The 14,541-nt window shown below is 39.4% G+C and carries 15 protein-coding genes; 6 read left to right on the top strand and 9 right to left on the bottom strand.

Annotated features, from left to right (window positions below; all coding sequences use genetic code 11):
* Nucleotides 1-212: 212 nt before the first annotated feature.
* From ACYX4M_RS10435 to ACYX4M_RS10415, 5 genes are all read right to left on the bottom strand, one after another.
* Nucleotides 213-473, bottom strand: a complete 261-nt coding sequence (locus ACYX4M_RS10435) for a hypothetical protein (protein WP_100972921.1) — start codon at nucleotides 471-473, stop codon at nucleotides 213-215.
* A 129-nt stretch (nucleotides 474-602) separates the two neighbouring features.
* A complete protein-coding gene (locus tag ACYX4M_RS10430) occupies nucleotides 603-1,394 on the bottom strand; it encodes a hypothetical protein (protein ID WP_476080050.1) in 792 nt (263 codons plus the stop codon).
* A 277-nt stretch (nucleotides 1,395-1,671) separates the two neighbouring features.
* Nucleotides 1,672-2,640, bottom strand: coding sequence for a hypothetical protein (locus ACYX4M_RS10425; RefSeq protein WP_476080049.1), 969 nt, complete (start codon nucleotides 2,638-2,640; stop codon nucleotides 1,672-1,674).
* A gap of 12 nt (nucleotides 2,641-2,652) precedes the next feature.
* Nucleotides 2,653-4,554 (bottom strand): nuclease-related domain-containing DEAD/DEAH box helicase, encoded by a 1,902-nt coding sequence (locus tag ACYX4M_RS10420; RefSeq protein ID WP_476080048.1) that lies wholly within the window; start codon nucleotides 4,552-4,554, stop codon nucleotides 2,653-2,655.
* 267 nt (nucleotides 4,555-4,821) lie between these two features.
* Nucleotides 4,822-5,649 carry a DUF5655 domain-containing protein gene (locus ACYX4M_RS10415; RefSeq protein WP_476080047.1) on the bottom strand — a complete coding sequence of 276 codons (828 nt, stop codon included), beginning with the start codon at nucleotides 5,647-5,649 and terminating at the stop codon, nucleotides 4,822-4,824.
* 349 nt (nucleotides 5,650-5,998) lie between these two features.
* Between ACYX4M_RS10415 and ACYX4M_RS10410 the strand changes: the two genes are divergently transcribed.
* Nucleotides 5,999-7,045, top strand: a complete 1,047-nt coding sequence (locus ACYX4M_RS10410) for a hypothetical protein (protein ID WP_476080046.1) — start codon at nucleotides 5,999-6,001, stop codon at nucleotides 7,043-7,045.
* A gap of 119 nt (nucleotides 7,046-7,164) precedes the next feature.
* On the opposite strand, the gene ACYX4M_RS10405 is transcribed toward ACYX4M_RS10410, so the two are convergent.
* On the bottom strand, nucleotides 7,165-7,557 hold the full coding sequence (locus ACYX4M_RS10405; protein ID WP_476080045.1) for a hypothetical protein: 393 nt from the start codon (nucleotides 7,555-7,557) through the stop codon (nucleotides 7,165-7,167).
* 39 nt (nucleotides 7,558-7,596) lie between these two features.
* A complete protein-coding gene (locus ACYX4M_RS10400) occupies nucleotides 7,597-7,920 on the bottom strand; it encodes a hypothetical protein (protein ID WP_476080044.1) in 324 nt (107 codons plus the stop codon).
* A 108-nt stretch (nucleotides 7,921-8,028) separates the two neighbouring features.
* On the opposite strand from ACYX4M_RS10400, the gene ACYX4M_RS10395 reads away from it, so the two are divergent.
* Together ACYX4M_RS10395 and ACYX4M_RS10390 are read left to right on the top strand one after the other, a co-directional pair.
* Entirely contained in the window at nucleotides 8,029-8,355 is a 327-nt protein-coding gene (locus tag ACYX4M_RS10395) for a hypothetical protein (protein ID WP_476080043.1), read from the top strand.
* 360 nt (nucleotides 8,356-8,715) lie between these two features.
* Complete coding sequence (locus ACYX4M_RS10390; protein ID WP_476080042.1) at nucleotides 8,716-9,270, top strand: hypothetical protein; 555 nt, start codon at nucleotides 8,716-8,718, stop codon at nucleotides 9,268-9,270.
* A gap of 75 nt (nucleotides 9,271-9,345) precedes the next feature.
* Here the strand turns inward: ACYX4M_RS10390 and ACYX4M_RS10385 are convergent, their stop codons facing one another.
* Nucleotides 9,346-10,503 carry a hypothetical protein gene (locus tag ACYX4M_RS10385; RefSeq protein WP_476080041.1) on the bottom strand — a complete coding sequence of 386 codons (1,158 nt, stop codon included), beginning with the start codon at nucleotides 10,501-10,503 and terminating at the stop codon, nucleotides 9,346-9,348.
* Nucleotides 10,503-10,934, bottom strand: a complete 432-nt coding sequence (locus ACYX4M_RS10380) for a hypothetical protein (RefSeq protein ID WP_476080040.1) — start codon at nucleotides 10,932-10,934, stop codon at nucleotides 10,503-10,505. Before ACYX4M_RS10380 ends, ACYX4M_RS10385 begins: the two co-directional genes overlap by 1 nt.
* A 786-nt stretch (nucleotides 10,935-11,720) precedes the next feature.
* Between ACYX4M_RS10380 and ACYX4M_RS10375 the strand changes: the two genes are divergently transcribed.
* Genes ACYX4M_RS10375 through ACYX4M_RS10365 form a run of 3 tightly spaced genes read left to right on the top strand, consistent with a single transcriptional unit; the run spans nucleotide 11,721 to nucleotide 14,540 of the window.
* Nucleotides 11,721-12,272: a hypothetical protein gene (locus ACYX4M_RS10375; RefSeq protein WP_476080039.1), complete on the top strand. Its 552-nt coding sequence runs from the start codon at nucleotides 11,721-11,723 to the stop codon at nucleotides 12,270-12,272.
* 3 nt (nucleotides 12,273-12,275) lie between these two features.
* Nucleotides 12,276-14,039 carry an OmpA family protein gene (locus tag ACYX4M_RS10370; protein ID WP_476080038.1) on the top strand — a complete coding sequence of 588 codons (1,764 nt, stop codon included), beginning with the start codon at nucleotides 12,276-12,278 and terminating at the stop codon, nucleotides 14,037-14,039.
* A 15-nt stretch (nucleotides 14,040-14,054) separates the two neighbouring features.
* The gene (locus ACYX4M_RS10365) at nucleotides 14,055-14,540 is read left to right on the top strand and encodes a Rab family GTPase (RefSeq protein ID WP_476080037.1); all 486 of its coding nucleotides are present in this window, start codon (nucleotides 14,055-14,057) and stop codon (nucleotides 14,538-14,540) included.
* Nucleotide 14,541: the final 1 nt, after the last annotated feature.

Here is a 14,541-nt window from a genome sequence, read left to right as displayed (position 1 = left end):
TGATCATTTGAAATATCCAAATGACAAAAATTACGTCCCCTAAACTCATCAAAAATTTAGTAATCATGTCTAATGCCATGACGACAAGATGTTGTTGCTTAGTCATTTGTCCTCCTAAGTTGCTTATGACTTGCTTAAGTAACTAAGAACGACTGATGAGAATTTTCGGAGAATAAGAAAACGGACATAGAATGCCCGTCAGTAAGATCGCTTTATTCGTCTGCCATAAACCGCAGAACAATGCCTGCCGACAAAGCGAAAAATAGCGACGCAGCTATACACACACAGTTGTAGTAAAAATACTCATTCAACTCAAAGTTAGCTTCAGCAGCAGGTTTCCAATCGAGCAGTACAGAGACTATCTCATGCCAGAATGGAAATAGTGCAAACGCAAGGAATATATATCCGAGTGTCATGCTATTTTTTGAGAATTTAATAAGTGTGTTAAAAGCTATTTCTTTCGTGATCTTCATGTCGATCTCCTTAGTTAGTCCTAACGTTACATAGAACCACCAAGTGGGAATTAACATAGAAGTCACCAATTAATATTATTGATGATTGAATAACTCTCTGCTTTTTACGTCATCTTTTTACTTAAGGAGTTAAAACTTGTGACCCGAGCGAGGTATAGATACAACCGAACTGACACGATTTTTCACTATTCCTACAACTAACTCATAAACCATTTCAGCAGCATCTCTCTCGGAAGTTAACATTTCAATTAACTCCCTTTCGCCTAGCGCTTCTTGCTCTTTGCGAAAAATTTCCCAACTGACAAAGGTAATTACGCTTACCCGAGTCCCCTCGCATTTAAGCAAAAACCCCCCAACATGTTTAAAATACATCCAAGTTTCGGAGTTGTTTTTCATTGGTACGTTAGAGCTACCACCTCTTAGTTGTAGTGTATGAGTCAAAAGCCGCGCTATTCTGTGCAATGCGACCTCTAACTTTTCTGGTTTCATTCTCAAAAGAATTCTCGAAATAGAATGAATCGTGAAACCAATGAAAAAGTTAAATCCCACTGATTTTTGTGGCTTTTTTAGATGTATTAACGTGTTATTACACAGAACTAAACCTTGGCTTACAAAAAAACCGTTTATTGATATTGAATGTAATTTTCGCCCATCCATAAGGTTAAGTTGCTCTTCACAGGCGAAAAAAAATAACGAGAAATTTCTCTTAATGTTTTGGATTGCACTTTTCTTAGATCTAACATTAGTAACATTTCCAATGACTTCGGAAAAAATATCATCGAAACTGTCTGGTTCACCGTAAAGTGCTACTGTAGTCACAGCTTTTCTAGTGTGCGATTTAACAGATTTGTAAAAACGTCTTGCTAATCCATCTGCTAACCTTTCATTTAATGAAAGCTTTTTTACGACTAATCTGTCCATTGCTATTGCATTCCTAGCTTAAAAAATTTTTATTTTCAGCGAAAAAGCAGGCATCGAAATGCCTGCTTTTTTTCCATTTTTTTGCTCTGCCGATCATCAGATATCTCTCAAGCAGCGCATTCGTGCCGAGATATCAACCAACGAACCTAGCGTTGGCTCTTCACTGCAAATACAACAAGGTAAGCAGCCGGAGACCTTTGATGGCATCCAATCACGTTGCGAATTCTAGGAAATTCGCGGGTTGGCAGTTTACGAAGTGATGGTTGAGCACACTTATTTATGAATTAATGGCTTCAACACTACTTAGATTCTTTGGAAGAGAAATATTATTATTCAATTGAGGGGCTTCCATTTTTTGAAAGAAATCGCTAACTATTATTCGTAACTCCGCGTTCATAGCATCAACTTTCTGAGTATCGTTCCGCCAATAGTTCAAGACTTTTGAAAGTCTTCCAAATGGAAGGTACTTTTTTTTAATTCTATCGACAGAAATTATAAACGTATTTAGCACACGTTTTATTTTCGCCTCTTGCAACAATAACGTATGGTAATCTCTGTGAGCCATATCATATTGTTTTTCAATGGATAGAATTTCCTGTTCTATTAGTTTCCTTTTCCGCTCTAGTTTGAGAGCACTACGATATGTGAAATAGCCAGCCAATAAAGCTACTGGAGCCATTACAATCAAGGCTAATACTCCAGCCCCGCCAGCCATACCTGCACCTCCAGCAACAATTGCTCCACCGCCAAACCAAGCTAATGTTGCATTGAAAGCAGCGACTCCTGATAACCCGCCAATTGCGGTGCCTGTGGAAGCAGTACCCAGTGCAGCCACTATCACCCAGCCAGCACCTGCAAAAGTGCCACCGCCTACTGCGCCAATGCTACCCAACGAAAACGCTTTTAGAGCAAACAATTTGTCTTCAGTTAGGCCACTTAAACCTGCTAGTTTTTGTTGCTCATTCAGTTCGAGTTCTAAAGAAGCTACTTTCTTGTCTTTCATAATGCTTTTAAAACAAAAGTTAAGACTAGTTGAAACCGCTTTTAGCTGAGCTTTAACCCTTTTTATAATCAAGTTCCGTTTGTTAATAAAGGTGTTGGTCTCTTTCACAAGACTTCGATATTGATTCTCGGCATTTCTTAGCTTTGAACGCTCTGAATCATAATGCATATAGTTGAATAGAGTTAGACACTCCAAGGTTAGCCTTCCGATGAATTTTAATAAAATCCAGATAGCGCTTAACATCAACATACTCCTTTAAGCTATCATGTCTTCAAAGAAACTAGTGAATTGAGAAGATTTACAATGTAATACAATCAGATTGGTTTTGGCCCGCGTAATTCCGGTATAAACAACTTCTGGGGTATCTTGCGGTTGAATTATTAAAAAAACCGTCTCGGCCTCCAAGCCTTTAAAGCTGTGAATGGTAGAGATTTTTATAAGGCCAGAATTTTGAAAGAAAAAGGTTTTCTTTCTTCTTCTCAGTTTCTCAATGGATTCATTATTATATCTATTCTGTTGCTTAAGCGATTCTATTTCCTCTTCGGTTTCAAACATGATTTTTGTTTTTTCACGAGTCGATATCTCATTGTTTATTTTAAAAAGAGGGTCTACTTGGGAAGCGACTATAGCGACATCATTTGGATGAAATTTTTCTTTACGTATTAACGAATCGATGGTTTTTGAGATTTCTTCTGCATCAAACTGATCTGGAATGGTTTTACTGATTAGAACTTCAGAACGAAAGTCCAAACCGTCTTGATTCATAGAAAACTCAAATACTTCTGAATCCCTGTATTTATTAACTAAAAAAGTCGTTTGAAAATTCGAAAAAAGCCTTACTAAGGGAGTATTAATATCCGAACGATAGGACTTTTTTAGTTCTTTCCATGTGCCAAAACCATTTACTATAGAAGATTCGCGTTTACTATCATCTCTTTCATAAATATTCTGCGACTGATCACCAAACAATACCATTTCACCGTTATCTTTAAGAAAAATATTGCGAATCACTTTTATCCAATCTGGTTCATAGTCTTGAACTTCATCAAGCAAAATTGTTGCGTACTTCGTTACATCAATGCCTTCAAATAACTTTGTGCTTTTGAAGACCTTACTCATTTTTTCCTTGTCAGTTCCTTTAAAGCGTTTCATCTCTTCAGAAAAGCTAATATTGTGCTCATTCATTTGTGACTTTATAAAGGCATGGTAATGAATAATTTCTATTTCTTGAGCAACTTTCTTACCGTATAACCTGCTTATTGCATCCCTAATATAATGCCTGATAGTAATATTGTAGGTTAGTATTAGCACCCGCTCGCCATGTCTAGATAATGCATTGATCGCTCGTTGCGCTAGTATGGTAGTTTTTCCGCACCCAGCAACGCCCTTAACTTTGCTCAGCGCAGCTTTGCTATATGTCAGTGGTAGCTGTTTCTTATCAAAGTTAATTTTCTCAGCTTGGCTTTTCACGAACTCTGGTGGCATAAGCCGCCGTTTTAAATCATCATAAATGTCATCGGTAAATAGAATGTGGTTAGACATCTGTTTAAGTTTATTAACAAGTTTGTCTATCATGTCTAGACCTATTGACATGTTGAGGTCTCGATTTAATCGCTTTTTTTGTACTGACCAATAGTTAACCCGCTTTTCATATTCAAAGGTTGGAAGGTCGGCGCGAATACGGTTTGTTTGATTTATTTGGTCTGTCGCTGCGCCAATAGCCTCAAAATAAAAGTGGTTAAGACTTTCGCGAGTTGCTTTGTGAAAATAAACAGAGACCCCGATAAGGTTGAAAAAGTTACTATTGATTACTTCCCGTAAACCTAAAAGCGGAATATGTAAGTCATACATATTTTTTTTATAGGTAAATACTTGCTGATGCGGCGAACTCTTTACTGTGTTTTCTATTCTCCATGTATTGTTTGCATCCACGCTAAAATTAGATAAATTCCAATCTTTAACTTCAACAATGAATGCTCCTGCGCCCTTTTTTAAGATGACTATGTCTGGTCTGTCACCATCTAAAAAGGAGTTAAAGAATATCTCGTAATTATCATCTAATTTTTCTTCCAGCTCTTTAAGAAGGTGTATTTCACCTTCTTCTGGCTTTACCCGAAGGCAGTTAATTATCTGCCATTCTGGATATAATACAGCCATACTACGTCCCTTTTATAATCCTTAACACTGATTGCTAATCCAACGCAATAATTCCCCTACTGCCCTGCTCTCAATCCCTTTAAGGGTATCCCTAATACGAATCGCTTCTTCCAAAGAAAGCACGCCTGTTATCCCCCTCATAGTGAATGTCACTAAAAGGCGGTAGCGCTAACTGCTTGGGGCTTCAATGCCCTTCTATCAAGACTTCTATATTGCCCGAGATTGTAACATTACCCGAGGTTTTAAGCCTCTTCGCATTGAAAAAAATCAGCTTTCTTCAAACGCTTTCTGTATGAGAATTTTTGCTTTATTCGCCTGCTCTTCATTGCGAATTTCAACCTCTAGGTCACCCGTCCCCCAATGACCGACATTACGTACATCTTTTGTAAAGCCGTTTTCAAGTTCTATGGAGGCAGGATCAAGCTTAAGCCAGATGATCACGCGAGGATCTTTATTTGGCACAATGCTGACACATGCGAGGTTTTTGATTCTTTTGAATGCGGTGTACAACTTTAAGTCTTTGCGAACGATGTCATCGCTCAGCGATTCTGTAAATAAACACAGTTCGTCAAAAAGTGATAGCAATGTTTCGCTACACTGACTCTTAGCCTTTTCCAACGTCCAGTCGTAAGCTGACGCCTTCTTTGCTTCTGCCTGTATTGAGGTAACAGTGACTGGCTCTTGAGCAGCAGGCTTGGAGGATATCTGGGTATTCACTAGCTCAAGGAGCAGTAAATCATTAGAAAAATACTTGTAGCGCATTAGCTCGATATTACGATCTATCTGCTTAATGGCGTACTCATCATAGCGGTTAAAATCTGAAGCGATGCACACAAGGCGTGCGCCAGACCACTCAATTGTATCGGCAACATCGTTACCCAGCACTGACATCGCTAGTAACTTGAAATCAGCTTTGTGATCTAGCAGCCAGTCCAGATAAAACAGACCTTGGTTTATCACATTTTCATTCGAGTGCCGTTTGTACTCGATAATGACAGGACATCCGTTCTCGTCTAATCCTAGGCTATCTATGCGACCACCATTAGATGTTGCAAACTCAGTAGCCAAGAAACGGATACTAAGAAACGTATCCATATTCGCTTCTATCTGCTTCTGAAGCTCCCGTTCAAGCTTTGCAGATTTCGGAGTTAACTCTTCAACTGAATCTGGTAGCGTTCTGAATAATTTGATGTCGCTCGTTTATGCTTCCTGCATTTTATTGCCACTGCATCTGGCCAGGGGTATTGTTGCTTAAGAATACTCTATTCATGATATCTTAATTTCAAGCAGTACCTTAAGTATCCGAGCACTTCAACTATGCACTCTTTAATAACACCTAAGAGTTCACACCTAGATTCCGCAAGATTAAGACTATACACTCGCGCATTTTGAACATAACATAAAGGGTTTACTGAATTAAAAATTATAAAAAACGGAGTAGTACGTGTTAAGGACGGCTTTTATTCTTCTTTTAGCAGCATTTTCATATAACTCTCACTCGCACACTTTAAATATTGTAGAAAAGAGGCATAAAGCAGAGTCTTATATTTACATGAATGGACTTTATGAGGACTGCACACCGCATTTTAATAATAACCTACGAATCTCTTACACTGAAGAGACAACATTTACGGTTAAGGACGAATACGGAGAACAACGTTTGGAAATGAATGAAGGCTCCTCTAAAAAAGTTTGGTATGACGAAAAGTGTAATATTCTGCGGTCAGAAACGCCGTTCTTCGATAAAACAAAAGTTACTGAGTACAAGTTTGTTAAAAAAAGTAAAGATGAAATCCAAACTCACGAATTTAAAGACGGATATTTGTGGCGAGCTTATGCTACTAAACTTAAAAACGGCAGAGTAGAATCACAATCCCAAGAATATTTTAGCCCTGAACTCAAACTTGAAGTATACGATCCCCAAAAAGCTCAGAAAAAAACGGTCAATGCTTTGAAGTACCACTCTGATGGAAGATTAAAAGCAGTGCTTTACTACGATAAAAGCGGTGAGATTGCCAAAACTTGGAACTTTTTTTACAAACCAAGCCTTATACAAGTATTTGAAGAAGATATCGATAGTGGTTATCAGTGGCGCTTAGATATTCAAATAGAACGCGAAAAGGTGCTTTCAACTAAGTATTATCCATATTATGCAAAAGCTTTTCGAAAACCCGAAACAGAGGTCGAATATAAATATAGCGAGTCAGATAAGCTAAAGTCTATAATATCCCTAGATAGATATTTCAATTCAATTTTACGATATGAAATAGATGTTGAGACGCTAGAAAGTGTAGTTAGTCAAAAATACACGTTGCCTTTTGGCTCAGATTCAGTTTATGAACCAAAAGCTTTTACGAATACTTTTGAATTCTATGACAACGGAATGTATAAAAAAAGAACGATAAAAACATACAAGAAACTAAATGGTGAATGGGTTGCAGATAAAACAAGTGATGTAATAGTTAAAAAAAGGAAAGTAGAATATCACTAAATAATCATCATAAAGAGGCGGTAAAACACCCTCTTCGCTAAATCTTGTATCACGTAGAAACTAAAAATATTTAAGTTTTTAAGATACCAAAAAAGGGCGACTCTAATGAGTCGCCAGTATTATTTAGATAGTTTTTTCCATCGTGCTTTACACGCAATCATCCAAGTTTCAGCATCAATACCGAATATGCTCTCTACCTCATCAGAAAAATGTTTCAAAAAACCGTTTATCTCTTGATGGTAAGAAAGCAGTAGAGAAAGCGCTTCTTTTCCTTGGCGGTATTTACCACCTCCGTCATTCATTTCCTGCTCAAGAGAATGGCTGATTGATATCCCCAGCCATCTGCCGACATTATCGCGATGCAAATAAATGTATCGCTGGTAATTCAACACAACGCCTGTTGGTTCATCAGTCACATTCGCTAATAATAGGATTGTTGAGTCATCTCCTTCAAATGGCGACTTAGAGCGTCGTTGATATTTCCTGATGATGGATGTTTTTAAGTCTTGCATTTTGTTACTCCTGTTTTGTCCTTAGAAGTAACTAGGCTTCTAGATGGGAAACTCCTCTCTTTCTTCAGTGTGAAAGTCCAACTTCATCTGTTTTGAGAAAAAATCTAAATCGCCTTCTGTCCACTCGGCATAAAGCTCAGGCTCGCTCAATACAACGCCGATGAGTTCACGTATCACCGGAAAATACGCAGGATTCGACACAATGTGATTTTGCAAAATAACATTCATAATAACGTCTTCAATGTGCTGATTGTTTCTGTATTGACTTCCATCGAACTCATCTCGATAAGCCATAAATGCATTTGCCATGTTATTGAAAATTTCGGATACGATTGCGGAGCATAGATATGTATTTGTAGTCATGAATTTTCCTTTTTGTTGTTATTCATAATTACTTAGTCTCCCTATCAGAAAAATTTCCCTATTACTGACTTATTAAAAGATAAGACTAATCAGGAAAGGAAATAAGACATGACACACCTATCGCTCATTGAACAGCCAAAGCGTTGCATTTCAGATGATGAGGACTACATTGCTTTATACGAGAGTGAAGGCTCCTATATCTATTACGTGAGAAATTATGCAGCTCAAACTGAGTTTCTGCTGCTAAGCATGGATTTAGTGATGTCTTTGGACGAGAAGTTAAGAACCGTAGCGGGCGTTTATTTCACATCTCACTTTTCGGTTCTGAAGCATTTCGAGTCAGAGGTTACACAGCACGTACTTACAAGTGCACTCTTGCCTCACTTTCATTACTTGTTCAACTGTAGTGTTTCAAAGTTCATCAAAAGACTTTGAACTACTGAAGCCAGCTTTTCGCTGGCTTTATTTTTGCCTAACAGACGAATCCAAAACCTTCGTTCCTGTCGTTTCTCCACTCGTAAACGCTTCGATGAATCGCGACGAAGCTAAATAGTTCAACTTCAAACAACAACATCCTAGCTCCTAACTAATAGCCACCAAACTTAATTTCCAAACAAATTTGATTTTAAGGCGCTTTGTGTATGCCTAATCGCTAACATTTACCAAGAAGTAAGTTTTGAGAATGTCTTCGCTCACATCGCAGATTATTTTCAAAAAAGCGCAAATGAGGTTGTGTTTATTTCTCGCTTTTCCAAATACACTTTTAACTGTCAGAACAAAATGAGGCTGTACTCGATGGTAACCACTTTATTTTCATTACTGGTTCAACAATTCAATAATGCGTATGTACAACCAAGTGATATCTCAACGTGGTTTGCAGCGAAACCTGCTTCGAAGACGCTTCTTACCGATCTGGCAAAGTATTTCGCACAGTCGAAGGAATTGGATTGTGATATTTCGTTGATGCAAGTGGCTAAGGATTTAGTCGCAAGCAAGTCAGCTAAACTGAGTACCCAAAAAAATATGCAAGATATCAGTCTTCACGAACAGTCTGTAGATACGCTAAACGCGTCAATGTCGAAACTCCAACTAGCCACCTTTTTCTTTCAGCAGCTCGGCAATCGCGCAGTTGTTCCATTTGCTGAAGCTGCACAACTTTTTCAAATTTCCTCTGGTTCGGCGGAAGCAAAGCTAAAGAGTGGAGCTTATAAAGATTTGTACTACATGGAAGTCGAGAAAGGAAATCGCAAGTCTCGTCCCCTGGTAAGCGTGCTAGATCTTGCTGATTTTATTTACAAGAAGAGAGAGGTGGTGGTTCTTGGTGATGTGCCGTCTCCTGAAAGTAGATAAGAATCGCATGAATCGGGAAGAGATGGAGAATTTCTCCACCTCTTCTTATCTGGTTATCGTTTACTCGTTTTTAGCTTAATCAGCGGAGCAAAAAAACCAGTTTCTCTTGGTATCCCACGTAAGTGTTCCGGAGTTTGCTTGAATTCCGTCCATCATAGGGATGTTAGTAGCGCTAATCCCGCGCTCCTTGAATGCATAACCAGAAAGCCTAATTTGGAGTCTTTCTTTATCTGGTGACGCGCCTTCGATAAATCCTATCAATTGACCATCAGCCTTGTAATTCTGTATTGGCCCACCATTGTAAGGATCTATTGCTAGCCTGCGTCGCGCTTGAAACATTAACGTTCCATTTTTGCAAACTTTTCTACCAATAGTCTCCGGCTCTCCAAGAAGAAGTAACTCTTCAGCACGTCTACGCTTTTCAAGTTTAGCGAGTTCGGCAGCTTGTCTTCTTTCCTCTCTCAAGCGAGCCTCCCTCTCAATCGCACGTTTTTCTTTTTCTTTTTTACGAGCGATTGCCAGCTTTTCTGCCTCGGCTTCCTCTTGCTTTTTAAGAGACAGCAAACTTGCGAACTCCGAATTAATGTACTCTTCGTTAGTAGCGCCTCTAACTATTGATACTAGCTCTACAATACTATAAGGATTGTTTAACTTTAGCGGTAACTCTACTTTCGAAAGTGACTTATAATCAGGGTTAGAGTTTTGTACGTTGTTCACAAGCGAGTTATAGCTAGTGGAGGCGCTAGCGAGTTCTATCAAAGCTTCTTTGTGATTATTCCAGAAGCCCCAACTTGCTCTGGTAAAACCTGAAGACCTATACCAATTACCAGTTTTTTCGTTATACGAACTAGACATTAGCCCATTGTAATTCCGTATACTTACTACAACCTCATACTCTCTTCCAGGTAAAGGCCGAAAGCTACTCACTCCATTTTCGCAAACGTCATTTTTGCTAATAATTGTATAACAGGTTCGCGAATTCAAACTCCCTTCTCGAACCGCCTCGACTTTTTCTATTAAGAAATATTCCGAATTATCCCATCCCTTGGATTTAGCCGTAACTTTAAGATCAATACCTCTAGGTAATGCTTTTTGTATAGAACTGATCGTTGGGCGAAATGTAGATTCTTCACTTTTTAGATGGTTTGTCGAACCTGCGCAGCCAGCCAGCGCTAAGACGCTAAATATTGAGACTGCTTTAATTTTAAATTTTTGTGCAATTGTAGTAATCATTATATCCCCCTGAACTTCGGAGTTGAGCTACATTGGCGAGAAGAACCTTCTATTAAGAATGTGACGGACGGATAAAGACTCAGATCTACCGTGTGAGTTTGTGTAGATGCATAATGTTTAGTATTTACATCTCTTGCTAAACGATAGTAGCACGTAACATCTACTTCATAGACACCAGGGCCAGTTGCAAAGTAAGCAATAGGTTTGTACCAAACATGCTCGTATATTTTAGTGCCGTTGTGCCTGATCCCCGACACTTCAAATGCCCATTGGTCTATATTGGTAGAATTTAGAGAATGATCGGTTAAACCTTTAACTTTAATTTCTCTTTCATCTTCCTCTGAAAAATTACCATTTGAAGCAGTACAAGCCGTTAAGAAAGAAGTTACTAGAAGTGAAACTGCGATTGTTTTTGTATTGTTTTTAAACACTTTTTTACATCCTGTAAAATAAAAGCGTCAAACAATAATGTATCTTAAAGTCATTTTCCACCAAAACTTTAATTAAGCAAAAAACTGGTAGAAAGCCTATAGACAAACCAATTTCTACCAGTTTTACAACTATGTCCGTCAACCACATTTTGATGTCGCGGGCGCTTTAAAGCTATCGTTGGATACCCTCAGTCTAAATCATTGTGAGATAAGTGCACTTTAATCTTGATATGTTGCTTGAGTTTATTAGCATGGTTTTGCGAGACTTTCGCACTAACGCGGGGACTAATAGGTGGAATTACATTGAGGGAGCGCTGCTTAAAACCTTATATTTAAAGGGCTAGAGAAGAACTGCTCGTACAGTCCAGCATTGGGGCGACAGAGAACTTACGATTTAATGGAGTGATAGACACGACAGGAACCTCAGACACAATTATTACTTATAAACCTCGCTTAGACGCGAGCGGCGTATAGTACCTATGTTCAATAAAAAAACAATGTCGCTTGCCATTATTTGATAGGCCTATTCCAGTCTAAAAAAACAGTTCAAATCGCATGTTACATAAGAAAGTATTTATGGCTCATTCAACTTACTGAAAATATGGCGCTTTTTTGTGTAAGAATTTTTGTAGATATTTGCCACTATTATGCTTTTAGCTTATTTCAAAGTAAGTGATTAGCGGCTATTGTATAAAGACAAACCTAAAATTATTAGCATAGACAAAAATGTGATCGCAGGCTATTTGCTACTAATAGTAAACGTACTGCACCTTCCGGAGACATTTTATGGCGGACAAAAAGCCGAAGGACCAGCAAGCGCAAGACGTTAACGCAACACAGAGCGCTCCTCAACCCGCTGACGAACTTGCTCAACTTAGAGAAATATTATTTGGCCAAACAAACCGTGCTTTTCGCGCAGATCTTTCTGCTCTAGAGTCACGAGTGAACGACAGCTTTACTAAACTAAACGCACACCTTGATGACCAGCTCAACGATATACGTAAGCTTATCGACCAGCAGATCACCGAACTTTCAAACCAGTTAGCCAGTGCCAATGACAATCACAGTAACGTGCAAGAGCAGTTACAGCACACTACAGATAAGCTACAAAGCGAATTAGAAATAGCCGAAACCGCTGCGAAGAACGACAACGACGCGCTAGAAGCACATGTGGTGAAAGAGTTGGAATCACTCGACAACCTGTTCAGCAAGCGCCATCAAGAGTTGTTAGAAAAGCTTCAGCAGGTTACCAGTGAGCTTTCAGAGAGTAAAACTGACAGAAAGACACTGGCAAACTTGCTTTCAACCATGGCAACCAACCTCGCTACCGATCATTAATTAATGAGTGACAAGGTGCCGCCGTCTGAATTGCAGGATAACTCTCTTGAAAAAGTTAGAGAGCTGCTTATTGGACGGGATGACAAGTTTGTTCAAGAGAAGCTAAAGCACGATGCCAAAGGCATCGTGACTAATGTCGTCTCCGAAGCACTGTTTGATCGAGAAACAAAAGATGGTTCGGTTAACAAGGTTTTAGTTCCCCTTGTTGAAAAGTCGCTGCACCGGTCTATAGAAGCCAATAGCGAAAAAATCGTGGGCACGCTTTATCCGTTAGTCGGTACGCTTGTAAGAAAAGCCGTTTCTTCGTTTCTAGTGGAGTTTATTGAGCGAACCAACGCATTAATCGAAAATAGCTTCAGTCCCAAAAGTATCTCTTGGCGCTTCAAAGCCTGGCAGTCTGGCGTTAAATACTCGGAATATGTCGCGTCGCAAATCTATCAGTATCAAGTTCAGCAGCTGCTCGTCATTCACCGTGAAACCGGCACTTTACTTCACAGTATCTCGTCCGATCCGGAAAAAGAAAAAGATGCAGATCTCATTTCTTCGATGCTTGTCGCCATCAATGACTTCGTTGCGGATGCGTTTGGCGTAACAGCTACCGAATCTGAAAACGAGCTAGGCGAGATAAAAACAGAAGATTTTACACTACTGATTAAAATTGGTCCGCAAGCACTGCTGGTTGCTGCAGTTACTGGAAGTATTCCGCCTGAAGTACGGGGTAAACTTCAGCAGGCTCTGGAGGAATTTCATCAGTTTTACCAACAACCTTTAATTCATTATGAAGGCGACAATGCTCCTTTTGAGGGATGCGAAACTATTCTTGCGGATTGCTTGATCAGTGAAAGGAAAGAAGGTGAAGGTAAAAAATCGAAACGCATGATAGGCGCTGTCGTGCTAATGGTAATCTTTGCCGTGCTAGCAGTGCTGTCGTTTATGAGATTGTCTCTAAGTGTTCTCAAAAGCGATATGCACGAGCTTACTCCTCCGCCAGGTATCGTAGTTACAGATACTTATATTTCTCACGGGAGAATACATGCCAAAGTGCTACGGGACCCCATAGCCACCGACATAGAAAAGTGGCTAAATGAAAATGACATTGATACGGAAAAGGTCACAATAATTGAAGAGCCCTTTGTCTCTCTAAAAACCAGCATGGTTGAACAAAAGCTCGAAAGGCTCATTACCGGCTATCCACTCAGCGAAGCAGAAAGCATTTCAGTTGATAAAGGTGATAACGGCAGATTCTTGATATCAGGAACTGTATTTAACACCACCGCGATAGAGCTTACTCGGCAAATAAGTGCAATCCCTGGTATATCGTCGATTTCTATGGACACTAATGCCCTTAAAGTGAAACAGGCATACGATGTTGATCAAGCTGTGGTTCAAAAAGCGACTTTAAATCGACTCGTTAACAAGGTTTCTTCACAAAGTGTACTTTTTGCTACTAACCAAGAGGCGCTTTCTGAAGTACAGTTAGCAAAACTAGAAGCGCTAGCAAACGACATAAAACAATTGCTTACGCTCGCAGACAAGACAAATACGGTTGTGAGTATTGTTGTGATGGGCGCCAGTGACAACTCTGGCTCAAGCGCACGCAATCGCGCCTTGAGCCAAAAACGAGCAGAGAATGTTGTGAATTCATTAATTTCACTTGGCGTAGAAAGTGATATTCTTATACCCGTAAGCTTAGGAGAGCTGCCATTGAAGAATGCATCAATGGGGCGGTCAGTTATGTTAAATGTTTTAATATCCAATGAGCAATAGTAAGGAAGCTTTGCGGTGATACAGAAAAAAGTTTGTATTCTAGGGCCCACTGGTGTTGGTAAAACAAGCCTAGTAAAGCAGTTTGTTGAAGGTATTTTTTCTGAAAAGTACAAGACAACTATTGGCGTCAAAATAGACAAAAAACAAGTCAATAAAGAAGGACGAGGTGTTCAGCTTCTCCTTTGGGACTTAGAGGGTATCGATAGATACTGTGGCTTTAATCCTCGCTACCTTCGCGGCGCCAGTGCTTATATTATCGTGGTTGACCAAACCCGTTCTCAATCCCTACTCGAGGGTATAGAAATTCTTGAGCTCGCCCGAGAGCACTATCCTGACATTCCCGCCTTTTTCGTGGTTAATAAAACTGACCTTCCTACCAGTTGGCATTGGAGTGAGGAGGAATTGGATAATTACGCGCAGAGGTTTGCATCACTTACCAAAACAAGTGCGAAAACTGGTGAAAATGTAGAAAAGTTATTCAATACGATTGCATTTTGGTAGG

It is taken from the genome of Alteromonas sp. ABV4_150, assembly GCF_056311745.1.
The sequence above is the reverse complement of the archived record's forward strand: the minus strand, read 5'-3'. Positions and strand labels throughout refer to the sequence as shown.